Genomic DNA, 23,758 nt, shown 5'->3' on the forward strand with positions numbered 1-23,758 from the left:
CCTTACTTCAAACGTTAGGATCTCAGTGAGAACTAGAAAAATGGCCTTGCAAGGTTTGTTTGTTATGGCGGGTTTTCTTATTTTCTCGTCCGTACTGGCAGGTGCGCTCATTTTAAATACTCCGAAATTTAAAGCACCTCCTGAATTACCAGAACTGCTGTCATCTGTATCTGAAATTGAAACGCTACGAAAAATGGCTAAGCTGATTCTTAGCGTCAATGAAAACTTTGCTGTGGGGTTCGTAAATTTGCTCTGGTACTATTTAGCAGTTTCGGTCATATTTGCAATATTTTGCGGTATTACTTTCTGGCGCTTTTATAGGCAACCGGATGTCTCTAGTGAGTCCTAACCCATCATTCAAGCGGGACGCCTAACGGCGCCCCTTAATTCAAACGTTAGGCAATCTGCCCATGACAAAATACTATCCTCCAACTAACAAGGCACAGCAGTTTCATTGTATTCATTGCGGCGTTTATGCGAAGCAAAAATGGGACGTGCTTTATTTTGGCTATTACAGTACCAACGAGTCACCAATTACGTTCTGCATCTGTGAACACTGCCAAGAAATTTCATACTGGCACGACGGGAGAATGATTATTCCAGCTGAAGCTCCTGTAGCACCACCCCACCCTGACATGCCCAAGAGCATCATTGAAGAGTATCAGGAGGCTCGCTCCATTTTTGCAAGGTCACCTCGAGCTGCCGTGGCGTTACTTCGACTTGCCATTCAAAAATTGATGGTTGAACTTGGCGAAAAAGGGGCGAACATAAACGCCGATATCAAGACTCTTGTATCGAAGGGGTTGCCCGTTCAGATACAGCAAGCTTTTGACTATTGCCGAGTAATTGGCAATAACGCGGTACATCCAGGTGAGATAAACCTTAACGACACCCCAGAAATGGGGCAACACCTATTCAATATGCTTAACTTCATCGTGGAAGATCGAATCACTCGGCCAAAACATATAGCGTCTCTTTATTCGCAGTTACCCGAAGAAGCTAGAAATGCGATTGAAAAACGTGATGCCTAACCCATCATTCAAGCGGGACTGGCTAAAGCCAGCCCCTTAATTCAAACGTTAGGTTTCAGGGAAAGATTATGGACATTGTTAATCTCGCTTCATGGTTGGGCTTGCCTCTAATAGCGGCTTTAGTTTTAGGCATTACTCGTCCCAACTATCGCGCTTTAGCAATATCCACATTACTAATCGCAATACCTCTGTCTCTGTTGCTTGCTGCAAACAATAATCACGCAAATGCTGCGCGTAATTTTTTTATGGGCATCCTTATATTTAGCATTCCGCTTTTACTTCATGCATGGTTGGTTTCATTCATCAAACAAATCAACCTAACCCATCCATCAAGCGGGACGCCTAACGGCGCCCCTTATGTCAAACGTTAGGCATATGAGCAAAATTTTTATAAATTTGACTTCAGTTATATTGCGCTTCATATTTTTTTATTTAGTTATATCAATATGGATACAACCCGCATCGCCCAGCCAATTTTTTAACTTTTCAATGTTATTTTTCTTGCTTCTTACGTTTGTCCCTTTGCGGCTCTTACTACACACCCCACTTATTTTCATTTCAATATGTTGCTATATGGTCATCTTTTTTCTTTACTTTAAATCAATATGGTGGTGCTGTTAGTGGTTACTAAAAAATTTACGCCTAACCCATCATTCAAGCGGGACGCCTAACGGCGCCCCTTAATTCAAACGTTAGGCTTAAACATGGTCAACCTAGTAATTACATTTTTCATAGTTATTTCTGCATTCTACGCACCAACAAAAACTGCAATAACAGTCGGCCTTGCTGTCGCTTTCGGATTTATCGTGCAACTAATCACGGGCTTTATTGCTAGGCCTGTTTCGCTACCTCAGTCAATAAGAGCTGTTTTCTTCTCTTTTGTCGCCATGTTTATTGCGGCCCTTTTTTCTGTTCAAGTATTGGTCAGTACAGGCGCAGCCTTCACCCCTTTAAGCTTTGTCGCAGTGATTGCCGCTTCGTGCGCGGCCTTTAGTATTTGCCTCGAAATTAAGTCGGCACATGCGCTAGTCGTTACTTTGCTTTTTTGGGGCATCGCATACCCAACCCTTAGCTATTTTGGAGTTACTGCCTTTAGAGCTACGGCCTAACCCCTCATTCAAGCGGGACGCCTAACGGCGCCCCTTAATTCAAACGTTAGCCATTATGAAAAAAATTATAGCTTTTTCACTTGCTTTACTTTCTGGCTCTGTTTTGGCTTCGAGCAATACAAATTGGGTCGTGAGTTTTCGTGACTATGAGGGTTACCCGCTATTTACGCGTCATCCAACAGACCTTAACTTTGATAAATTGCAAAAACTTTACCCTATTAGGATTATTGTTGACCTTACGTTGGCAAAAGTAAAAGATAATGGACTGCCTGAAAATGACTACAATAAAGCTATAGAAGAGCTAGACAATTTTGTAGTTGAGTATTTTGAAAACCAATCTGAGGGGCAATGTGTGCTTGTTGAAACATATGCTGGCAAAAGGCATTTTTACTCATACGTTTCAAACTCGGCTAACATTGAAGCATTCAAGCGAGAAATTAATAAAAAATTTCCGAAGCATGAAATAGAGTTTGATATAAAACCTGATAAAAATTGGTCGCTCATTCGTAAATATACTAAAGAAATATTAAGTAATGGCTAACCCATCATTCAAGCGGGACCTGCTAAAGCAGGCCCCTTAATTCAAACGTTAGGCCACATGAGATTTTTTTGCTTATTCATCTTGCTTTGCATTTCCTGCCAGTCACTGGCAGAAGATGCCTTACCGAAAGATGTTTCAAGCTATTTAGAACTTCGCGAATCCTGCGACCACTGGCGAGGTGAGTATGGTTACGATGAAGAAAGGCAAGCTGATATTAACTGGTCAATTTGCCAATCGTGCACAGGAACCGATGCAAAACTAGCAAAACTCAAACACAAATATAAGAACCATGAAAACATTCTTACAAAACTAAATGAGTTAGAGTCCGAGATTGAACCAAAAAACAAATCAGCGGCACGGCAGTTCTGTAAGAAAACAAGGAAACCTGAATGGTACAAATAAGTTATGGCCTAACCCATCATTCAAGCGGGACACGCTATAGCGTGCCCCTTAATTCAAACGTTGGGCATACCTATGTTAAAGCTTGTATTAGTTGTGGTTGCGGCAATTGTTATCGGCGCTGGCTTCTTTGGAGTTTATGTGATCTATGATAATTACAGCCTAAATCAAGATGGTAAGGAACGTTCTTTCATTCTATTTATTCTTGGTATGTTGTTTAGCATCTTTCTAGGTAACACCTTAATGCTTAATTTAGCTCTAAATTTTATCTGCACTAATAACTCAGGGGCTGGCTGTTCATTTGGCGTCTCAGCAATGACACTTCCATTTTCTATAGCATTAAGCATTGCCATATTTCTGTTTTTTTGGGCGAGCCTTGGCTGTCGCGTTAAAAAAAGTTAGTCATGCAACGTATATGCCCAACCCATCATTCAAACGGGACTGGCTAAAGCCAGCCCCTTAATTCAAACGTTAGAGCTATTAAAAACCTATGAGTCACATCGGGAAAACTCTCTGTTTAACTTATGCTTTAATCATCGCTATTTGCATCGCATTTTCTTATTCAGCAGGTGGTGGCTTCAAAGGGCAGTATGTTTTTCTACAATTACCGATAGTTATTCAAATGGCTAGCATTGATGCAGTTGGTCTATCGCCAAAACTACAAAACCTATCTTGGGTGAGTGTTTATGGTGCATTGTGTCTGCCTACCTTTTTATTTTTATATTTCGTTGGCTGGGCTATTGATGGTCGAAGCTCTGGCTCACCATTCAAGTGAGTTTACCTTTCTTTACAATCTTTCTCTGTTGTCAGTATTTCCCATGCGTAAGGTTTCTTGTATCCTTTGCTCTAACCAATCATTCAAGCGGGACTGGCTAAAGCCAGCCCCTTAATTCAAACGTTGGGCATCAAGGTAAGGTATGGCGCTACTTGCTGAAGAAATCGTTGAAGAATGGCTGAACCGCCAAGGTTACTTCACGATCCGAGGAATCAAAATGGGCGTTCAAGAAATCGACTTGCTTGCGGTAAAAGCGCAAGAAGACGGAAAAACTGATTGCCGCCACATTGAGGTTCAAGCGTCTATGCGCCCCGTCAGTTACATTTCTCGAGTGCCAAAGGAAAGCCAGAAAGCTGGCCGTGCCGCAAACAGCGCGAAACGTTCCGCTGATGAACTCGTGCAAGGTGTTGCTGAGTGGGTTGAAAAGAAATTCCACAGGCCAGTGAAAACATCACTCATGCGCACCCTATGGAATGGTGATTGGTCATCCGAGCTTGTCGTAAATGTCGTGAAATCCGACGAAGAACTCAATCTCGTTGCAGGCCACGGCATCAAGATTCTTCGGCTAAATGAAATAGTTGAATCACTTGCAAGCAATAAATTCGTTGTTGCGAGTGCCGCTGGTGGAGACATTATTGATCTCATACAAATGGGCTCAGCCCTTAAAGAGGACGCATGATGCCCAACAAGTCATTCCAGCGGACCGTCAAAGAGCTGCGCTTTTTGCCGTCCACTGAATTCGCACGTTAGGTATTATGATTTTTGCCATCGAAACAGAAGAACTAATATTGCATGTTTTCGAGAACGAAAATGCAGCAGTTGGGTATTGCGAAGGTTTAGATGTTGAGGCTGCAATTTGGCTGTTTTGGAATGCGGAAGGTTTACCATTAGAGCCAGAATTTACCGTCCCAAACAAAAGAGGTTTGTTCACTGTGAAAAATGGAAAATATCATTTGGTCAAAGCTTCTGAAAACCACCATTCCAGCCTATTGGAAGCACTTGAAAACGTCGTGTCAGTTGAGGGTTTGTCACCATTAAATACAGTGGGAGCTATTCGGCAATACCTAACCCATCCATCAAGCGGGACTGGCGAAAGCGCACTTCAATGATACAATTTTCATTAACGAGGGTTGAGCCACCGATGTCGCCAGCCCCTTATGTCAAACGTTAGGCTTAGCTATGGCAATTTTGGATGCAATCGTTTATGTAGTTGGTGAAGCAATCGCATATGTTGTCGGTGCAGTTACAGGGCGTGCATTTCATATCGAGCCCAAGAAAGCTCAACGTATTGGGGAGTATTTTGTAATGGCAATTGTTGGAGTATTTTTGTTTGCTCTAATTGCCGTTACATTTATTTATTCATAATGGGTATGTTATTGAATATTTGTCCGTTTAAAAGCCTAACTCATCCATCAAGCGGGACGCCTTGCGGCGCCCCTTATGTCAAACGTTAGGCACTCAACTAGCCATATATGAATATATTATTAATAATTGTTGCAGTTCCTGTACTTCTCATAGGTTTTGCTTTGCTAATGGCAAAACACAAGCCAGACCCAAAGGACTTTGATAAAATTGAACAAGTGGTTAATAACCACGGTGCAAATAACAAATATATGTTTAGTTTTGTTCTCTTTTGCATTATATCGACAGTCACTCCTGGCGCATGGGGGGTCGCTTCTCTTGCGCAGGGACAATTGCTATTTGGAAGTGTCGTATTACTTATATGGGCTTACCCTTACTGGTTTTTTTTGAACTATTTAAGTAATCGTTCGTTGTTAAAAATGCGCTTGGGGTTCTCAATACCATTAACTTTGTTGGTATTGGCTTTTGCTTTTTTTGTAGGTCAAACGCCTAACCCATCCATCAAGCGGGACTTGCTACCGCAAGCCCCTTATGTCAAACGTTAGGCAGCTCATGAGTACAGGCGATTTTTTAGCAAATACATTATCAGTGCTTATACTGTTTTTTATGCTTTGCCCTTCGTTAATTAAGCTTATAGTTTTAGGATTTAAACGAGTGCGGGGCTTAAAAATTAATAATGAAAATTATAAAACTGGTGTCACCATCCACGTCATCAATACATTTGTTTCTCCAGGGTTTCCTCTATACTTATTTTTCAAAGCCTCTCAATGTGGGCCAGGTTGTGGTAGTGGCATAGTTTTTATTTTCTTATTACCTATTACATATGGCTTGTTCTTTTTTGCAAATAGCTACATAGAAAAAGCATTTAAAGAAAATAAAGAATATAGTGCCTAACCCATCATTCAAGCGGGACGCCTAACAGCGCCCCTTAATTCAAACGTTAGGCCAAAAGGATTTTGCACATGAAAAGATTAGTATTCTTGTTTTTATTAGCGTTGTTTCACCAAAGCTCATTTGGTGCTATCTATAAATGCGAACAAAATGGAAAAGTCGAATATCAAGCAACTCAATGCGCAAAAGGAAACGACATTTCAAACAAAATAAAACAGCCATCTCCTGTCACAGGTAAGGGCAAAGAAATGAGTATCAATATTTCAGATATGCCGCTACAAGACACACTGCATATAATTGCAGATTTCTCAGGTAATAAATTAGTGGCCGACCCCTCGGTAAGCGGCTCGGGTGATTTCAATTATCAACGCACTCCATGGGATGCTGTACTAAAAGATATAGCTGGTAAATATAATTTAATCGTCAAAGTCGAAAATGGAACTATATTTGTTCGTAATCGCTAAGCTAAACGGCCTAACCCATCATTCAAGCGGGACGCCTAACGGCGCCCCTTAATTCAAACGTTAGGGCATTAACTTATGGAGTATCTTCATCATCCTAGAGTCTTGATTCTAGTTGGAATACTTAGTACTCCTGTCTATATAACCCTCGCAAAAATGTTTTGGGGTGAAAAATTTGAATCCCTTGGTGACACAATCAAGTTTCTATTCACCCCCGACTTTTATTCTCTATTTAAGGGGCGTTTCTGGGACGATTGGTATGCAACTACTAAATTTAATATATTCTTGCTTCTGTGTTTTGGTTGGGCGGCGGCAATAACTGAAATGCTAGCTAGACACGTTCTCTAGCACTTAATCTATGCCCCTAACCCATCATTCAAGCGGGACGCCTAACGGCGCCCCTTAATTCAAACGTTGGGCATCAACATCTAGGAAAATAATGAAAAAATTTATCTCTCATGCTTTAGTGTTTTTGAGCTTAGTTTCAACACTTTCAGTGGGGGCTAGTTCTGAAGATGTTGCGCTAAACCTAGTTCAAAAATACCGCTTTGGTCAGAACTTGACACCCATTAGCTATCAAGTTGCATCTCAGACCCAAACCTATCGAATGATTGTTAATAAAGTTGGCGAGCAAAAAGCACAATCCATAGTTAAAAGTGAAATTGATAAAGTCATTCCCGAATATCAAAACCAATGGAATAAAAACTTAGCCTCTTCATATGCTCAAGTTATCAGTCCTGAAAAATTACAGTCATTAGTTGATGAAGGTCCTTCATCAAAATACTCAGGCGAGTTAAAAACAAAACAAAGCGAAATAGGCCCGCTAATGCAGTCAAAATCTAAAGACTTGTTAAATGAAATGCTTACCAAAGCTATGACTTCTGCATTTAATCAAATTGTTCCTAAATAAATGCCCAACCCATCATTCAAGCGGGACCTGCTAAAGCAGGCCCCTTAATTCAAACGTTAGGGTTACATGACTAAACCTACTTTTCAGGCTTGTGTAATTTTTCTACTATTCTTTAGTTTTAATAATTTAGTTAGTGCTGAAGACTACTTAAAAGAAGAAGGTATTGGTGATGTCGTTTTCTCATGTGGTGGATTAAAGCTCAGCGATCACGGCATGAGAATGGATAGGCAAGGATTTTTTTATAATGAAAGTACTCGAAAAGTTGTATGTGTAACTGCCATGGGCGCAAACTCATGTGCCGTCCAAGCAAAAGATAAACCATGTATTTGTCCTCCGCCTGAATGGGAAGCTAATAGGTGTTGGCAAAAGTATGGTGATCTTTTAAAAATTAAAGATATAGAATATCGAAAATCGTTGGATGAACTAATGAGAAAAATGCAAAAGCAACCCTAACCCATCATTCAAGCGGGACTGGCTAAAGCCAGCCCCTTAATTCAAACGTTAGGGTTTTACCAACAACAGGGAGAAAGTTTTGAAAAAACAAATTATCAATATCGCACCTTTCCAAACAGCAAAAGTGTTTGCATTGCTTTATTTCATTCTCAGCATCCCTTTAGTCGGGCTTATGGCAGTAAGTTTCTTACTTTCGCCAGCCCCTGTCAGGCCACCTATAGCAATGTTGGTTGCCATGCCGTTTATCTATCTAATTTTTGGTTTTATTTTCACAGCTCTTGGTGCTTGGGTTTATAACTTGGTTGCTGGTTGGGTTGGTGGCATTGAGTACACTTCAAATGAGCAACCCTAACCAATCGTTCAAGCGGGACTGGCTAAAGCCAGCCCCTTAACTCAAACGTTAGGAGTTAATGTGGTTTGGTTTAAATATATTATGTATTTATGTGCACTCTCCGCATTAACTGCTTACTCAACGCAATTAGCTTCCCATTTTTTATTTAAATTTAAACCAAACTTTTGGCTTCTCTTATTATTGGCTCTAGGCTCACTTTTATTTTCCGCATTGTTTGTTATAGCATTCAATTTTGTAACATCCACTAATAGCGAACTACGAAAAGATAACGGTTTTATTGCTATGGCCACATCTTTTTTAGTTACGCTAGCTCTGAACTCTAAATTTATTAAACAACCAGATGCTATTAGTATCGGAGAAACGAAAGCACTTAAACTATTTGTTATATCAACAATAATTTAAATATTTTTCTTTTTGCTATTAGCTCTAGTTGCAATGGTGTTTCTTAATGTGCTACGTTAAACTCCTAACCCATCATTCAAGCGGGACGCCTAACGGCGCCCCTTAATTAAAACGTTGGACCTCATAGGACATAAACCAATGACTCGCTTCTACAAAGAGGGCAGCTATAACTGGCATAGACTCCAGGAGATTCCAAACGTTGCGTACGTTTGCGGCTACTGCACAACAACGGTTTCCTCGAACCGAGGCTATGTCCTAGCACACGGCGGCGATGGTAGTGGTCAGCACATAGGCCATCTACGCATTTGCCCGAACTGTGGAGGGCCAAGCTTCTTCGCTCCGGACAGTACCCGTTATCCAAGTCCGGCTCTTGGCAATCCAGTGCAACATGTACCTGTCGAACTTGACAGCCTTTACAACGAAGCCAGGCGCTGCACTGCCGCTACTTGCTACACGGCAGCCGTTCTCGTATGCAGAAAAATGCTCATGAACATTGCTGTTTCACAAGGAGCCGCCGAAGGATTAAAGTTCATTGAATACGTTACGTATCTTTCGGACAAAGGTTACGTTCCACCAAACGGAAAACACTGGGTGGATCACATCAGGAAGAAGGGTAACGAGGCCACGCACGAAATTGCACTCATGACTGAGGCCGATGCAAAGGAGCTTCTACAGTTTCTTGAGATGCTCTTACGGTTCATCTTTGAGTTTCCGATGCTCGTTCCGAAGCCGTAATGAGGCCCAACCAATCGCTCCAGAGGGACGCTCCGCCAGCAAGCCGGCTTTGCGTCCCTGAGCTTTCACGTTAGGAGTGAATATGTATTGCCCTGCTTGTAGCTCACCAATTTTAGCCACTGATGCGCGGTGTATAAACTGTAACAAATTACTTATTGAATCTTCGGAAAAGAAGTCTGAGGAGTTTAAAAAAGCAGCGGAGTTTGTTGATAATAAAATCTATTATGGTGTTGGTGCATTTATAGGGTTTTTGATTACATTAGCTTTTTTCTATCCTGACCAAGAGTTGATGACTAAAGCAAGCCCTATAGGCGCTGTTGTTGGTGGCTTAATCGGCAGGTATTTTGCTAAACAACAATGGAAATAACTTCTAACCCATCATTCAAGCGGGACTGGCTAAAGCCAGCCCCTTAATTCAAACGTTAGAGCCCTATGGAACTGATAATTGCTTCAGCTATTGTCTTGGGAATTTCGATTCTCACAGTTGTAATTTTGCGTTCAGAGCCACAACTACGTGCTGTCCGCATCTGTCTTGCCATCAGCATATTAGGGTGGGTAGTAGCTTTGGCTGGTATCACATACGCTGGGTTATTCGTGAGCAATAAGTTGATTTACAATCCTCATATATCCTATAGCAACCGCATCATATTCCAACTCATATCAGGAACGATAGGTGGTTTTATCTGTTTCTTGGGTGTATGTACATCAATCGTAATGTTGCAAAATCATGGGAAAAACCGCATTCTCTTAGCAGCTATAATTTTAGGTTTGCTATATGTCGTAGTTCCTATTTTCTGGTTATTTTTTTAACAGTTATAAGTAAATGCGTGGGCTCTAACCCATCATTCAAGCGGGACGCCTAACGGCGCCCCTTAATTCAAACGTTATGCGTAAAAAATCTAAGGAGTGTTAGATGGAGCTAGTTGAAGTTACTTGGGATAAAGCATTCCGTATTTGGTGGAGTTATTTTTGGAGAGTATTAGTATTCAGTCTGCTTCTAGTTTCTATATTAGCGATTGTTGGGGCTATTATATTTTTCTCATTAGGCATGCCAGAAGTTGGGCGTAAATATGGAGTAATAATCGCACAATTGAGTACAATTCCTGTTTCGATATGGGTTTTTAAAAAAATACTTAGAAAAAAATTTAATGGTTACTCAGTTGTTCTTATTAAAAACGACAACGCATAACCCATCATTCAAGCGGGACGCCTAACGGCGCCCCTTAATTCAAACGTTAGGCTTCTGTTCAAACATTACTTAATGACAAATCGCTAGGAAATTTATGCAAAAGAAAATGCTGTTGGCTTGTGCAAGCATGCTTCTTTTACTCCAACCACTCGCAGCTACCGCAGACTCAAAGCAAGACTGCATTGTTAGCGGAAGAGTCTTTCAAGATGCTATGCGCTCGGAAGTTCTTTCAATTGCTTATGGAGAGCAGATCGATTGGCGCCGTATTGACTACTACACCTTGCCAAAAAGCGCACAGGAACGCATCGAAGTTGACATATCTAAGATGAGGCCCACAGCTGAATCCATTGTTGCCAACGTACAAAAGGATGTATCAGAGTGGAACCGACAAGGCATGGATGGTAATTCGATGGCCAGAGAAATTCTTCTCGGAGGAATGGAAAATTTGGCAGAAAAATATGCGATTCAATGCCTGAAGGCGCAGTAAGAACGCGAATCGACCCCAATCACCAAAGCCGAAAACACAAAAAGAAATACGCCAAAAAAAACCACCGAGTGAAGTCTTACGCACATATACAGCCACCCGATATAAGAAAGGCGTACACAATCCATGCGTCAATCAGAAAATCGAAGTCGGCTTGCTTTTTATTATTGTTCCATCTCGCACCAGCCTAACTGGTCGGTCAAGCAGACACCAACCCTGGCCATGGCCAGGGTTGGTGTCCTACGCACCTGCGGTGCTTCGGCGCCACTTACCTTGGGCGTTATTGATTTGTAAAACATCTCAGTGTCTCACTGTGGACTTCACCCGTTTTGATAGACATATCACAATGCCAAAATCAAAAAGCGAAATAGGTTAAGCATCATTATCACACCGAGAATGGATATGAGATTGGATCATGAAATTCATAATTCTCAACTTCAAAGTCATCCACAGATACCCAAGTTTCCAGATCCTCTAGTGTCTTAATTTGTGGATTGATCTTTAAGGACGGTGAATTGAATGGTTCGCGTTTAAGTTGAACATTTTGCATCAACTCTAACTGGTCTTCATAAATATGAGCATTCACTATTTTATGATAGGCTTTGCCTGGTTTGTGTCCCGTTATTTGAGCCATAATCGCTAGTAGGAAATAGACTTGAACCATATTGAAATTTAGCCCTAAAGGCACATCACAGCTTCTTTGGGTGCTATTTAAATATAGTTTTCCGCCTAGTAATGAGAAGTGGTGGCTGTACATACACGGGCGCAGGCAACCCATATGAAATGCACCAGGATGATAAAAAGTGTAAATCTCCCCCCGGTCATCAATTCCAGAACGCAGGTCGTTGTAAATTTTACGTAGAAGATCCACACTGCCGCCATCTGGTTTAGGGAAATTTCTGGCAATTTTCCCGTATATCAAACCGCAGTCATCTTCTCCTTTTCTATATGGGGAAGATAGCCAAGCCTGATTTTGATTCGCATTGGCATCCCAAGTTTTTGTTCCAATTTGACGAAATTGTGCTGCACTGTCATAACCGCGAATGTATCCAATCATTTCAGCAATGGCAGATTTGTAGTAACTCTTTCGTGTGGTGATCAATGGAAACTTTCCTTCGTCAACATCATACGTTAAATCAGCATTTATCAACGTTAAACATCTTTTCCCCGTTCTCTCATTATCCACCCAAGTGCCTTCAGTAATGATTTTATTTGCCAACTCTAAGTACTGTTTCATTTCGATTTGCCTAAAACGGAATATAAATATATTTGATGCCAAATAACTAACGCTGACATCGAATTGATTATACCCACAAATTCTTTTCGAAATTTTACTTAATTGATTATTGAAATAATAAAGTGAAGTAGGCACTGGAGAAGGCAAATGAAATGGTATTATTTAAGTAATGATCAAATTTAAAAAATGTATAGACATGAGTTATAGAGAAAGTCATATTTATCGATATATTGAACAACCATATGGGAGATTAAATGTGTTTGGCGTGCCGTTTAATATCGCCTCCTACGCATTGCTGACCATGATGGTGGCACAGGTATGTAATCTAAGGTTAGGTGACTTCGTGCATACACTAGGCGATGCGCATATTTATTCAAATCATTTTGAGCAAATGCACGAACAGCTAAAGCGTGATCCGCGTCCATTGCCAACGATGCGTATCAACCCTGAAGTGAAGGATATCTTCGGTTTTAAATTTGAAGACTTTACTTTAGTGGGGTATGACCCGCATCCAGCAATTAAAGGTTTGGTGGCTGTTTAATGACGCAGTTATCAATTATTGTTGCAGTTGCACATGATGGCGTGATTGGCGTCAATAACACCTTGCCTTGGCACTTGCCTGAGGACTTGAAGCGCTTTAGAGCCCTTACCATGGGTCACCATATCATTATGGGTCGTAAGACCTATGATTCGCTTGGGCGCCTCTTGCCTGGACGTACCACTGTCATTGTGACGCGTAACGAGAACTACCAAGTGGAAGGTGCGCTGGTGGCTAATTCATTAGAAGCCGCCATCGCCTTATGTGAAAATGATGATGAAGTATTCCTAATCGGTGGTGCCGAGTTGTATCAAGCTGGCCTTAAACTGGCACACAAACTGTATATCACTGAAATCGAATTAGACGTAGCGGGCGATGCGTTTTTCCCCACATTAGTATCTGCCGAATGGCAAGAAGTCGAACGCGAAGCACATACTTCCGAAAAAGGTTTGAAGTTTAACTATGCTACTTACGCACGTAAGTAGCATAGTTTTTTCATCTGCGCAGTCTTATTGGTGCTGATTACTGCGCTACACAATCCACGTAATAAGTAGCTTTACCATCAATCACTTGTTTCACTAGGCCATGCACGTCAGTTTCAAAGCCTGGGAAGCGCTCGTTAAATTCACGGGCAAACTTGAGGTAGTTCACAATAATCTTGTTGAAACGCTCACCTGGAATCAGCAACGGAATGCCTGGTGGGTAAGGTGTTAGCAATACCGCAGTAATGCGGCCTTCAAGCTCATCAATTGCCACGCGGTCAATCTTACGATGTGCCATTTTTGCAAAGGCATCGGTTGGCTTCATGGCTGGTACCATGTCTGATAAGTACATTTCTGTAGTCAAGCGTGCCACGTCGTTGGCTTTATATACACCGTGAATCTGTGCACATAAATCGCGTAGACCTAAGCGCTCGTAACGTGGGTTCTTTTGTACGAACTCAGGCAATACTTTCCACAATGGCTGGTTCTTGTCGTAATCGTCTTTAAACTGCTGTAGTGCCGCTACCATGGTGTTCCAACGGCCTTTGGTAATGCCGATGGTGAACATGATAAAGAATGAATACAAACCGGTTTTTTCAACAATCACGCCGTGCTCAGCCAGGTATTTGGTCACAATTGCGGCCGGAATGCCAAACTCATCCGAGAAATCACCGTGAATATCCAAGCCTGGAGTAATGATGGTGGCTTTGATTGGATCCAGCATGTTAAAACCTTCTGCTAGGTTACCAAAGCCGTGCCAACCTTCGTTGGCTTTTAGCATCCATGCGTCACGCTCTTCAATGCCTTCTTCTGAAAGGTCGTTTGGACCCCATACTTTGAACCACCAGTCGGTACCCCATTCTTCATCTACCTTGCGCATGGCACGGCGGAAATCCAGAGCTTCCATAATAGACTCTTCTACCAATGCGGTGCCGCCTGGTGCTTCCATCATGGCCGCCGCAACGTCAATACTCGCCACAATCGAATACTGTGGGCTGGTAGAGGTATGCATGAGGTATGCTTCGTTAAATACGTCACGATCTAATTGGTTATTCTCTGCATCTTGCACCAGAATCTGTGAGGCTTGTGACAAGCCAGCTAGCAGTTTATGGGTGGATTGCGTTGAAAATACCATAGACTCTTTACAGCGCGGGCGGTCTGCGCCAATCGCGTGGTAATCACCGTAGAAATCATGGAACGTTGCGTGTGGTAACCAAGCCTCGTCAAAGTGCAATGTATCAATCTTGCCGTCCAACATTTCTTTGATTTCTTCTACGTTGTATAGCACACCGTCATAGGTTGATTGCGTGATAGTAAGCACGCGTGGTTTCACCGTTTTGTCGGTTGCAAACGGGTTGCGGTCAATTTTTTTCTGAATGTTTTCCCAAGCAAATTCACTTTTTGGAATTGGGCCGATAATGCCGAAATGGTTACGCGTCGGCATCAGGAATACCGGGATTGCGCCTGTCATAATGATAGAGTGCAATACTGATTTATGGCAGTTGCGGTCCACCACCACCACGTCACCTGGCGCTACGGTAGAGTTCCACACCATTTTGTTCGAGGTAGAGGTGCCGTTAGTCACGAAATACAAGTGATCGCAATTGTAAATACGTGCTGCATTACGCTCAGAAGCCGCTACTGGGCCGGTATGGTCAAGTAGTTGACCAAGCTCATCTACCGCGTTACATACGTCTGCACGCAGCATATTCTCACCAAAGAACTGATGGAACATTTGGCCAACAGGAGATTTTAAGAATGCCACGCCACCTGAGTGACCAGGGCAGTGCCATGAGTAAGAGCCATCCGCCGCATAATGCGTCAATGCTTTAAAAAACGGTGGTGGCAGGCTATCCAGATAAGCCTTGGCTTCACGGATAATCAAGCGCGCGACGAACTCAGGCGTATCTTCATTCATATGAATAAAGCCATGTAATTCGCGTAGTACATCGTTCGGGATGTGACGTGAGGTGCGTGTTTCACCATGTAAGAAAATCGGGATTTCTTCGTTGCGATGGCGTATTTCTGCGACAAACTTACGTAGTTGCTCAATCGCTTCTGGTTTTTCTTCGATAAACTCTTCATCATCAATCGACAAAATGAATGCTGATGCACGGCTTTGCTGCTGCGCAAATGAGGTGAGGTCACCATAGCTGGTCACCCCTAGCACTTCAGTGCCTTCTTCTTCAATCGCTTTAGCTAGTACGCGAATACCTAAACCTGATGAGTTCTCTGAGCGGAAGTCTTCGTCGATGATAATGACAGGGAAACGAAATTTCATTCAAATGCCTTTAAATTATATGGTGAGCGCGACTTCATATTGTGTAGTCGCTTAACTCTGAATCTATCTTTGTAATACGCTTAGGCTAGCTACTTCTCGCCATGTGTATGAAAGCCAATACCTAAAAGCGCTGATGTTAGATTTTTGGTAACGTCACGCCAACTTGACCCTGGTACTTGCCGCCACGGTCTTTATAACTGGTTTCACAAATGTCGTCTGCGTCTGCTTCAAAGAACAGCACTTGTGCACAACCTTCATTTGCATAAATCTTAGCAGGTAGCGGTGTCGTGTTGCTGAACTCTAGTGTGACATAGCCTTCCCACTCTGGTTCAAATGGGGTTACGTTGACGATAATGCCGCAACGTGCGTAGGTTGATTTGCCTAAGCACACGGTGAGCACGTTACGTGGGATGCGGAAGTATTCAACAGTACGTGCTAGCGCAAATGAGTTTGGCGGAATAATGCAGTAGTCTGCGTTTACTTCAACAAATGAATTTGGATCAAAGTTTTTTGGATCCACAATCGTGCTGTTGAGATTGGTAAATAATTTAAATTCTTTTGAGCAGCGAATGTCGTAGCCATAGCTAGAAGTGCCATAAGACACCATGCGTTCGCCTGCCGCATTCATTTTGACTTGATTAGGCTCAAATGGCTCGATCATGCCGTGTTGTTCTGCCATGCGGCGAATCCATTTGTCTGATTTAATGCTCATAATTGTTTAAATTGATAGAGGTTTAAAGTGAATCGAATTATAAGGCCTAACCGCTGAATTACAATGAAAAATTGTAGGTTTTGACCTGAAAAAAAACCTCACACTTATTGAGTAAGTTGTGAGGTTTGTTAAAACGCTTTAGTCAGCGAAAAACAGCTTAGTGCTTGTCGCCACCTAATTCAATGCTATAGCGCCAGAACTGATCTTCAGATTCAAAAATCACGCTAGACTCTTGTGGGTCACGACTACCTGCTGGGTATTGGTGTACAGGTGATTTATCTACCATCCAAGCTTTTACCACAGGGTCTACTAAGCGCCATTGCGCTTCAACTTCACTGATGTGTAGGTAAAGTGATGGGTCACCTTCCATCAAGTTAAGCATTAAAGATTCATAAGAATCAATGGTTTCATCACCTTGTTGGCGTTGTGGGCCATCAATACTTAGCGTGCGCGTTGCAATGTCTAAACCTGGAATCTTAGATTCAATTTCCATTTTGATACATTCACGTGGCTGAATGTTTAGTGTTAACCAGTTTTGATGTTGGCCCTCTACCAATTGCATCGGTGCTTTTTTGAAGCGAATAGAAATAGCGGTGTTGCCTTCGTGCATGCGTTTAGCAGTACGCACATAGAATGGCACGCCTTTCCAGCGTGGGTTGTCGATAAACAGTTTTAGTGCAGCATAAGTCTCGGTGACGCTTTCTGTTATGCCATCACGTGCTAACTCTTCCAAGTAGCCTGTTACGTTCTCGCCATGACCGTCACCAGCTTCTACGCGGCCAGCTTTGTATTGAGCACGGAAAGCGTGTTTGTTCAGCTCGTTCACAGGAATTGGGCGGATAGACTCTAGTAGCTTGATTTTTTCAGCACGAATACTCTCTGGGCTAAGGTCTGTTGGTTTTTCCATCGCAACAAGCGCCAAGGTTTGTAGCAAGTGGCTTTGTACCATGTCGCGCAGTGCGCCAGTTGCATCATAGAATGTGGTGCGATCGCCAACACCTAGTGTTTCATTGTTGGTGATTTGTACATGGTCAATATGTTCGTTATTCCATAGAGGCTCGAACATTGCGTTGGCAAAGCGTGTCAGCATCACATTTTGCAATGCAGATTTACCTAAGTAATGGTCAATACGGTAGATTTGACTCTCTTTTAGGTATTTAGTCAGTTCCGTTTGCAATGCTTGTGCGCTTGGCAAGTCTGTACCAAATGGTTTCTCAATCAACACACGGCGCCAGTATTTACTTTCATCAACGAGGCCAACTTCTGCAAGTTGCGCAACGATCGGCGCAAAGTCAGTAGGGCGTACTGATAAGAAGTAGGCCAAGTTTTGTGGGAACACTGACTCATCAGACAATTTTGCTTGCAATTTATTCATTGCATCTGGGTCTGTCGGTGGATTTGAATGGTAGTGGTTACGTGCGATAAAACGCTCGAACACTTTTTGGTCGTAACCGTTTTTGAACTTGGCATCCAACATACCTTTAACATCGGCTTGCCAGTCTTCGCGACTTACTTCACCGCGGCCAACTGAGAGAATCACCATGTGTTCAGGTAGGCGACCAGCTGCATCTAGGCGAAACAAACCAGGCATTAGTTTGATGCGAGATAAGTTACCGCTCGCGCCAAACAGCACCAAGGTACAAGGATCTATTTTTTTTGCCATTATTTCAAACTTTCTTAAATAGGTTTTTGTAAATACTGCGGCTATTTTACATTCGCTAGATTGATTCATAATTTCGCAACTTTATGAATCACTCAGGTTAAAATAGCGCCTTTAAATGAATTAATGTAATTATACCGAAAAAGGCAGCACTGTTTTATGCAAACCACACAAACACTTGAAGTTAAATCTCTTACTTTGGCTAACAATCAGCATACACGTTGGTACCGGTTTAATTCGCAAGATGAAATCAATCAGGCGACATTAAAGCGTATTCTTCAGGCAGCAGATGAGGCGATTGAAAAATACGGTAGCTTTCTCATTGTGCTAGCGGGAGGCAGTACGCCAAAAAGCGTTTATCAGTTGCTTGCTAAAGAAAATGCAGACTGGGCGAATTGGCACGTTTACCATAATGATGACCGTTGTTTACCTGTGGACCACGTAGAGCGTAATAGCAAAATGGCGCGTGATGCGTGGTTAAATCATGTGGCAATTCCGCAAAATCAGATTCATGATATCCCTGCGGAGTTGGGTAATGTTGAAGGTGCAAAAGCTTATGCACAAACTTTGGCTGGCGTACGTACGTTTGACTTGGTAATTCTAGGCCTAGGTGAAGATGGTCATACCGCTAGCTTGTTCCCAAACCAAGCCGTTGATAATAGTGCGGATGCAGTGCCTGTATTTAACTCACCTAAACCACCAGCTGAGCGCGTGACCATTAGCCAAAACCGTCTTGATAATACGCACGGCGTGATTTTCTTGGTGACTGGTGCTGGTAAGCAAGATGCAGTGAATAACTGGTTAAATGGCGTTGCGATCCCGGCAACTCTGATTGCACCGGCTTGTGGTGTGGATGTATACAGCTTTGGTGTTGAGTTTTAATTCAATCTATCTACACATACAGCTAAAAAACTAAAGGGTAGCGTACGCTACCCTTTAAGATTTAAAACACTTCAAGTATTCGCTTAAAGTTTGTTGAAGTAAACGTTATGTATTTTGGATGACGATGTTAGGGAATTTTCCGCTATGATCCAAGCTTGAGTTAGCGATTTTAATCGCAGCCTTGCGTGCAATCTCTTTGTAGATATTAGCCACTTTAGAATCCGGGTTTGCAATCACAGTTGGCTTGCCGCTATCAGCTTGCATACGGATATCGATATCCAGTGGCAATGCGCCTAATAAATCTACGTTGTAGTCTTTTGCCATTAACTCACCACCACCAGCACCGAAGATATGCTCTTCATGACCACAGTTAGAGCAGATGTGTGTGCTCATGTTTTCAACAATGCCTAAAATAGGGATGCTGACTTTTTCAAACATTTTAAGGCCTTTACGTGCGTCCAGCAGCGCAATGTCTTGCGGTGTAGTAACGATAATCGCGCCAGTGACGGGTATTTTTTGTGACAATGTCAGTTGAATGTCGCCAGTACCTGGCGGTAAGTCAATTACTAGGTAGTCTAGGTCGCGCCATTTCGTATCACGCAGCAGCTGCTCTAACGCACCTGTCACCATCGGGCCACGCCATACCATTGGGGTGTCGGTGTCGATTAAAAAACCGATAGACATTGCTTGTATGCCATGTGCTTCCATTGGCTCCATGCTTTTGCCGTCCAGACTTTCTGGTCGGCCGTTAATGCCTAGCATTTGTGGTTGGCTTGGGCCATAGATATCCGCATCTAGCAAGCCAACGCTTGCACCTTCTGCCGCCAAGGCTAACGCTAAGTTAACAGATGTGGTTGATTTACCTACGCCGCCTTTACCTGAAGCTACTGCAATAATGTTCTTAACGTTTGGTAGTAAGCTCACGCCTTGTTGCGCCTTATGCGCGACGATTTTGCTGCTGACATTCACGGCAACTCTGCCTATGCCTTCAATGTTCAATAGGGCTTGGGCGACGAGATTTTGTATATTTGCCATAACAGATTTAGCAGGGTAGCCTAGTACGATATCTAAGCTGACATCGTTACCATCTACCTTGATGTTTCTTGCTGATTTACCACTCACAAAGTCTTTGCCCGTGTTAGGGTCTATACATAGTTTTAAGGTACTTTGAATAAGTAGTTCTGAAATTGCCATGTCGTAAATTCCTGATTTGATATTGGGTAGCGCTACAAGTGTTGATAACTTGAGTAAATTAATGGGTTATTTTAACTGATTGTGGTGTTGCCTTGTATGTTTTGCATCAAACTTTTGCATAAACTGTATACCAGTATTGGTTAATTTCATATGCATCCTTAAAAACCGTAATCATTGCTGTGTGAACGATGCCGCATTTGTTAGAATGTGGTTTTTAGCTCAATAGATTCATTTATCTCATGGCAACAGCAAATAATCCTCGTAAAATTCTAGTTACTTCAGCACTGCCGTACGCTAACGGTAGTATTCATTTAGGTCACTTAGTGGAGTACATCCAAACTGATATTTGGGTGCGTTTTCATAAAATGCAAGGTCATGATGTGCATTATGTATGTGCAGATGACACACACGGCACGCCAATCATGTTACGTGCTGAAAAAGAAGGCATTACGCCTGAAACATTGATAGCGAATGTACACAAAGAACATTCGGCAGACTTTTCAGAATTCTTAGTGCAGTTTGATAACTACTATTCTACCAATGCGCCTGAGAATAAAGAGCTCTCACAAAGTATTTATAAAAAATTAAAAGCAGCAGGCAAGATTTCAACCAAAACTATTGAACAGTTTTATGACCCAGTCAAAAACATGTTCTTGCCAGACCGTTTTATTAAAGGTGAGTGCCCTAAATGTCACGCAAAGGATCAATACGGCGATAGCTGTGAGGTTTGCGGCGCGACATATAACCCGACAGAGTTGATTAATGCATATTCTGCGGTATCTGGCGCTGCGCCAGTGCGTAAAGAGACTGAGCACTACTTCTTTAAACTGTCTGAATGTGAGCAGTTCTTAAAAGATTGGACACGCTCTGGCACACTGCAAGGTGAAGCTGCTAATAAAATGGGTGAGTGGTTTGAAAATGGCCTGAACGATTGGGACATTTCACGCGATGCGCCTTATTTTGGTTTTGAAATACCGGATGCACCAGGTAAATATTTCTATGTGTGGCTGGATGCGCCAATTGGTTACATGGCAAGCTTTAAAAAGTTGTGCGCAGATAAAGGCTTGAATTTTGATGAGTACTGGGCTAAAGATAGCCAGACTGAGCTTTATCACTTTATCGGTAAAGATATTTTATATTTCCATGCTTTATTCTGGCCAGCGACACTAGAGTTCTCTGAACACCGCAAACCTACCCAAATTTTTGCGCACGGCTTCTTAACCGTGAATGGTGAAAAAATGAGTAAGTCACGTGGTACGTTTATTACCGCACGCAGCTATCTAGATCATATTAAGAACCCAGAGTATTTGCGCTATTACTATGCGGCCAAGTTAAACAGCACGATGGAAGATATTGACCTGAATTTGGAAGATTTTGTTGCGCGTGTGAATAGTGATTTGGTGGGTAAGTACATCAATATCGCTAGCAGAACCGCTGGTTTTATTAATAAGCGTTTTGACGGGCAATTAAACCCATCGGCCAATAACGCTGTGGTGGCTGAAATCAAGGCTTCAGCAACTGCGATTGCTGAAGGTTATGCCGAGCGTGAATATGGCAAAGCTTTGCGTGAAATCATGCGTTTAGCAGACGTTGCTAATGGCTTTGTGGCTGAAAAAGCGCCGTGGGTGATGGCAAAGCAAGAGGGGCAAGATGCAGCTTTGCAGGAAACATGCTCAGATGCGCTGGAAATGTTTCGTTTGTTAACACTGTACTTAAAACCAGTGTTACCAAAACTGGCTGGTGAGATTGAGCTGTTCTTAAATATTGCCCCGCTGAGTTGGGGTGCTGTTGCTAGCTCCTTATCACCGCAACATCGCATTAACGCTTATGAACACTTGATTACCCGCGTTGAAGGTAAGCAAATTGAAGCGATGACTGAGGCGAACAAAGAGAATCTACAAGCGACGCCAACACCAGTGCCCCATTCTCAACAGCGCCATGCGGAACATCAGCAAGCAGCCAATGCAGAAGCCACAGAAGCCGAATATATCAGTATTGATGATTTTACTAAGGTGGATTTGCGTATTGCCAAAATCGTGAACGCAGAACATGTAGAAGGTGCTGAAAAACTGCTGAAACTTAGTTTAGATATTGGTGAGGATAAACCACGTCAAGTGTTTGCTGGTATTAAGTCTGCCTATGATCCTGCTAGCTTGGTGGGACGTTTGACGGTGATGGTGGCCAATTTAGCACCACGTAAAATGAAGTTTGGCATGAGTGAGGGTATGGTGCTAGCTGCCAGTGATGAGCGCGGCGGCCCATACATATTAAGCCCAGATAGCGGCGCGCAAGCGGGCATGCGCGTTAAGTAAAGATTTATTAAACTTATTTTCCTGCGTGCAATCTACAGGAAAGTTGGAATAATCTGATTGTTCTAAATAAAGTTTAGACTTGTGTAGTGAAGTCGTACAAGTTTATCTAACTTATGAAAGGGTTTTAAATGAAATATATTAATGCTACGTTGTTTGCAATGTTGCTGCTCTCAGGGCAATCGATGGCTGCAGATAGCAATGCCAAAACTGCAATTGGTGGTGGCTTAGGGGCTGCTGCAGGTACTGCAATTGGTAGCGTGGTTGGTGGTAGCACCGGTGAGGTTGTTGGCGGTGCAGTTGGTGGCGGCCTTGGTGGTGCAGTAACCACTAAAGGTAAAGGTCAGGCTGGCGCAGTGATCGGTGGTGCGGCAGGTGGTGCTGGCGGTGCTTATGTTGGCCGTCAAGTGAGTGGTAGCACGGCTGGCGCAGTCGTGGGTGCAGCGGCAGGTGGTGCTGGTGGTGCGGTGATTGGTAAAGTGATTGATGAGCCTACACCTAGAACCGGTGGCGGTGATTACAAGCGTAAGCACAAGCATGGTAAAGGCCATTACAAAAATAGACATAAAGGCCATGATGACTAAATAATCCAGAGAAATCTGGACAATAAAAAAGCCGCGATTAGCGGCTTTTTTACTGTCCCTTGAGCACTACTCTTTTTTATCAGTAGCAGCTTTTTTGTCAGCTTTTGTAGATTTCTTTGTTTTGCTTTCTGTTGACGTATCTTTTTTGTCAGTTACTTTCTTCTCAGTTGCTTTTTTCTCAGATTTTGCTGGTTTCTCTTCTTTTGCTGGTTTGGTTTCTTTTACGTCAGCAGTTTTGCTTGAAGTCGCGGCTTTTTCTGTACCTACTGCTTGGGTGTCTTTAGCAGCTTTGGTTTCTTTAGCTGGTTTGTCTGCTTTAGTCGTTTTCTTTTCAGTGGTTGCTTTTACCTCTTTTGTGTCGGCAGTTTTTCCTGCGGCAGCTGCATTATCTGAACCAACTGCTTTAGGTGCTTTAGCTGGCTTGTTGTCATTTGCTTTAGCGTCTACTACGGCTGCTGATTTGCCAGTGATTGACACATCTTTACGTACGCTTTGCAGGGTGGCCGCACCAACGCCATCGACTTTTTCTAGGTCATCGACTGATTTGAAGTTACCATTTTTTTTGCGGTAATCAATAATTGCTTGTGCCTTGACTGGGCCAATACCATTGAGGGATTCCAGTTCAGCTTGGGTTGCAGTATTGATGTTCACCGCGGCTAGCGCACTGATACTAAAGCTTAAGAAAACAAATAATGCTAGTAACATTTTTTTCATTTTAATTCTCCGTTAGATTCTCAGACTATTCGTTAATATTGTTTTAGAAACTAAACAATGCGATGCCCATC

General features: G+C 42.6%; 32 protein-coding genes and 1 pseudogene. 27 read left to right on the plus strand and 6 right to left on the minus strand.

Going from position 1 to position 23,758, the window contains the following annotated elements:
• The 22 genes from C3Y98_RS00855 to C3Y98_RS00960 all read left to right on the plus strand — a co-directional run.
• Positions 1–349 (plus strand): hypothetical protein (locus C3Y98_RS00855; protein ID WP_209308717.1); only part of this gene is annotated, 349 nt, incomplete at its 5' end.
• 61 nt (positions 350–410) lie between these two features.
• Positions 411–1,031, plus strand: coding sequence for a DUF4145 domain-containing protein (locus C3Y98_RS00860; RefSeq protein ID WP_135276252.1), 621 nt, complete (start codon positions 411–413; stop codon positions 1,029–1,031).
• 68 nt (positions 1,032–1,099) lie between these two features.
• Positions 1,100–1,402 carry a hypothetical protein gene (locus tag C3Y98_RS00865; RefSeq protein WP_135276253.1) on the plus strand — a complete coding sequence of 101 codons (303 nt, stop codon included), beginning with the start codon at positions 1,100–1,102 and terminating at the stop codon, positions 1,400–1,402.
• A gap of 333 nt (positions 1,403–1,735) precedes the next feature.
• Positions 1,736–2,140, plus strand: coding sequence for a hypothetical protein (locus C3Y98_RS00870; protein WP_135276254.1), 405 nt, complete (start codon positions 1,736–1,738; stop codon positions 2,138–2,140).
• A gap of 55 nt (positions 2,141–2,195) precedes the next feature.
• The gene (locus C3Y98_RS00875; RefSeq protein ID WP_135276255.1) at positions 2,196–2,681 is read left to right on the plus strand and encodes a DUF695 domain-containing protein; all 486 of its coding nucleotides are present in this window, start codon (positions 2,196–2,198) and stop codon (positions 2,679–2,681) included.
• 57 nt (positions 2,682–2,738) lie between these two features.
• Positions 2,739–3,083, plus strand: coding sequence for a hypothetical protein (locus tag C3Y98_RS00880; RefSeq protein WP_135276256.1), 345 nt, complete (start codon positions 2,739–2,741; stop codon positions 3,081–3,083).
• A gap of 72 nt (positions 3,084–3,155) precedes the next feature.
• Positions 3,156–3,482, plus strand: coding sequence for a hypothetical protein (locus C3Y98_RS00885; protein ID WP_135276257.1), 327 nt, complete (start codon positions 3,156–3,158; stop codon positions 3,480–3,482).
• 220 nt (positions 3,483–3,702) lie between these two features.
• Entirely contained in the window at positions 3,703–3,855 is a 153-nt protein-coding gene (locus C3Y98_RS00890; RefSeq protein ID WP_245234279.1) for a hypothetical protein, read from the plus strand.
• A gap of 142 nt (positions 3,856–3,997) precedes the next feature.
• Entirely contained in the window at positions 3,998–4,534 is a 537-nt protein-coding gene (locus C3Y98_RS00895) for a hypothetical protein (RefSeq protein ID WP_135276258.1), read from the plus strand.
• A 76-nt stretch (positions 4,535–4,610) separates the two neighbouring features.
• Positions 4,611–4,964 (plus strand): hypothetical protein, encoded by a 354-nt coding sequence (locus C3Y98_RS00900; protein ID WP_135276259.1) that lies wholly within the window; start codon positions 4,611–4,613, stop codon positions 4,962–4,964.
• Positions 4,965–5,034: 70 nt separating this feature from the next.
• Entirely contained in the window at positions 5,035–5,220 is a 186-nt protein-coding gene (locus C3Y98_RS00905; RefSeq protein ID WP_135276260.1) for a hypothetical protein, read from the plus strand.
• 107 nt (positions 5,221–5,327) lie between these two features.
• Positions 5,328–5,762 carry a hypothetical protein gene (locus tag C3Y98_RS00910; RefSeq protein WP_135276261.1) on the plus strand — a complete coding sequence of 145 codons (435 nt, stop codon included), beginning with the start codon at positions 5,328–5,330 and terminating at the stop codon, positions 5,760–5,762.
• Positions 5,763–5,769: 7 nt separating this feature from the next.
• On the plus strand, positions 5,770–6,111 hold the full coding sequence (locus tag C3Y98_RS00915) for a hypothetical protein (RefSeq protein ID WP_135276262.1): 342 nt from the start codon (positions 5,770–5,772) through the stop codon (positions 6,109–6,111).
• Between the two features lie 68 nt (positions 6,112–6,179).
• Positions 6,180–6,572, plus strand: a complete 393-nt coding sequence (locus C3Y98_RS00920) for a hypothetical protein (protein WP_135276263.1) — start codon at positions 6,180–6,182, stop codon at positions 6,570–6,572.
• A 436-nt stretch (positions 6,573–7,008) separates the two neighbouring features.
• A complete protein-coding gene (locus C3Y98_RS00925) occupies positions 7,009–7,479 on the plus strand; it encodes a hypothetical protein (protein WP_135276264.1) in 471 nt (156 codons plus the stop codon).
• A 66-nt stretch (positions 7,480–7,545) separates the two neighbouring features.
• Positions 7,546–7,932 (plus strand): hypothetical protein, encoded by a 387-nt coding sequence (locus tag C3Y98_RS00930; protein ID WP_135276265.1) that lies wholly within the window; start codon positions 7,546–7,548, stop codon positions 7,930–7,932.
• Between the two features lie 79 nt (positions 7,933–8,011).
• Positions 8,012–8,284, plus strand: coding sequence for a hypothetical protein (locus tag C3Y98_RS00935; RefSeq protein ID WP_135276266.1), 273 nt, complete (start codon positions 8,012–8,014; stop codon positions 8,282–8,284).
• 60 nt (positions 8,285–8,344) lie between these two features.
• Entirely contained in the window at positions 8,345–8,686 is a 342-nt protein-coding gene (locus tag C3Y98_RS00940; RefSeq protein WP_135276267.1) for a hypothetical protein, read from the plus strand.
• A gap of 138 nt (positions 8,687–8,824) precedes the next feature.
• Entirely contained in the window at positions 8,825–9,421 is a 597-nt protein-coding gene (locus C3Y98_RS00945; RefSeq protein WP_135276268.1) for a DUF4145 domain-containing protein, read from the plus strand.
• Between the two features lie 82 nt (positions 9,422–9,503).
• A complete protein-coding gene (locus tag C3Y98_RS00950) occupies positions 9,504–9,788 on the plus strand; it encodes a hypothetical protein (protein WP_135276269.1) in 285 nt (94 codons plus the stop codon).
• 546 nt (positions 9,789–10,334) lie between these two features.
• Positions 10,335–10,610 (plus strand): hypothetical protein, encoded by a 276-nt coding sequence (locus C3Y98_RS00955; RefSeq protein WP_135276270.1) that lies wholly within the window; start codon positions 10,335–10,337, stop codon positions 10,608–10,610.
• Positions 10,611–10,704: 94 nt separating this feature from the next.
• Positions 10,705–11,097 carry a hypothetical protein gene (locus tag C3Y98_RS00960; protein WP_135276271.1) on the plus strand — a complete coding sequence of 131 codons (393 nt, stop codon included), beginning with the start codon at positions 10,705–10,707 and terminating at the stop codon, positions 11,095–11,097.
• A gap of 382 nt (positions 11,098–11,479) precedes the next feature.
• Here the strand turns inward: C3Y98_RS00960 and C3Y98_RS00965 are convergent, their stop codons facing one another.
• Positions 11,480–12,331 carry a thymidylate synthase gene (locus C3Y98_RS00965; RefSeq protein ID WP_135276272.1) on the minus strand — a complete coding sequence of 284 codons (852 nt, stop codon included), beginning with the start codon at positions 12,329–12,331 and terminating at the stop codon, positions 11,480–11,482.
• A 262-nt stretch (positions 12,332–12,593) separates the two neighbouring features.
• Between C3Y98_RS00965 and thyA the strand changes: the two are divergent.
• Positions 12,594–12,872, plus strand: a pseudogene (gene thyA / locus C3Y98_RS00970) (thymidylate synthase); the annotation flags it as partial.
• Positions 12,872–13,354, plus strand: a complete 483-nt coding sequence (locus tag C3Y98_RS00975; protein WP_135276273.1) for a dihydrofolate reductase — start codon at positions 12,872–12,874, stop codon at positions 13,352–13,354. The pseudogene thyA and the gene C3Y98_RS00975, both read left to right, overlap by 1 nt.
• Before the next feature lie 37 nt (positions 13,355–13,391).
• Here C3Y98_RS00975 and C3Y98_RS00980 read toward each other — a convergent pair whose 3' ends face one another.
• The 3 genes from C3Y98_RS00980 to zwf form a co-directional block, all read right to left on the minus strand.
• On the minus strand, positions 13,392–15,632 hold the full coding sequence (locus C3Y98_RS00980; RefSeq protein WP_135276274.1) for an arginine/lysine/ornithine decarboxylase: 2,241 nt from the start codon (positions 15,630–15,632) through the stop codon (positions 13,392–13,394).
• A 136-nt stretch (positions 15,633–15,768) separates the two neighbouring features.
• Positions 15,769–16,344 (minus strand): dCTP deaminase, encoded by a 576-nt coding sequence (dcd, locus tag C3Y98_RS00985; RefSeq protein WP_036303647.1) that lies wholly within the window; start codon positions 16,342–16,344, stop codon positions 15,769–15,771.
• A gap of 157 nt (positions 16,345–16,501) precedes the next feature.
• Positions 16,502–18,007 (minus strand): glucose-6-phosphate dehydrogenase, encoded by a 1,506-nt coding sequence (zwf, locus tag C3Y98_RS00990; RefSeq protein ID WP_135276275.1) that lies wholly within the window; start codon positions 18,005–18,007, stop codon positions 16,502–16,504.
• 156 nt (positions 18,008–18,163) lie between these two features.
• Here zwf and pgl point away from each other — a divergent pair, with 156 nt between their 5' ends.
• Positions 18,164–18,886: a 6-phosphogluconolactonase gene (gene pgl / locus C3Y98_RS00995; RefSeq protein WP_135276276.1), complete on the plus strand. Its 723-nt coding sequence runs from the start codon at positions 18,164–18,166 to the stop codon at positions 18,884–18,886.
• A gap of 105 nt (positions 18,887–18,991) precedes the next feature.
• On the opposite strand, the gene apbC is transcribed toward pgl, so the two are convergent.
• The gene (gene apbC, locus C3Y98_RS01000) at positions 18,992–20,080 is read right to left on the minus strand and encodes an iron-sulfur cluster carrier protein ApbC (protein ID WP_135276277.1); all 1,089 of its coding nucleotides are present in this window, start codon (positions 20,078–20,080) and stop codon (positions 18,992–18,994) included.
• A gap of 239 nt (positions 20,081–20,319) precedes the next feature.
• On the opposite strand from apbC, the gene metG reads away from it, so the two are divergent.
• Together metG and C3Y98_RS01010 are read left to right on the plus strand one after the other, a co-directional pair.
• Entirely contained in the window at positions 20,320–22,392 is a 2,073-nt protein-coding gene (metG, locus tag C3Y98_RS01005; protein ID WP_135276278.1) for a methionine--tRNA ligase, read from the plus strand.
• 128 nt (positions 22,393–22,520) lie between these two features.
• Entirely contained in the window at positions 22,521–22,973 is a 453-nt protein-coding gene (locus tag C3Y98_RS01010; RefSeq protein WP_135276279.1) for a glycine zipper domain-containing protein, read from the plus strand.
• 66 nt (positions 22,974–23,039) lie between these two features.
• Here the strand turns inward: C3Y98_RS01010 and C3Y98_RS01015 are convergent, their stop codons facing one another.
• Positions 23,040–23,687, minus strand: a complete 648-nt coding sequence (locus C3Y98_RS01015; protein WP_135276280.1) for a ComEA family DNA-binding protein — start codon at positions 23,685–23,687, stop codon at positions 23,040–23,042.
• Between the last annotated feature and the right edge of the window lie 71 nt (positions 23,688–23,758).

The organism is Methylotenera oryzisoli (assembly GCF_004661485.1).
GTDB lineage: Bacteria > Pseudomonadota > Gammaproteobacteria > Burkholderiales > Methylophilaceae > Methylotenera > Methylotenera oryzisoli.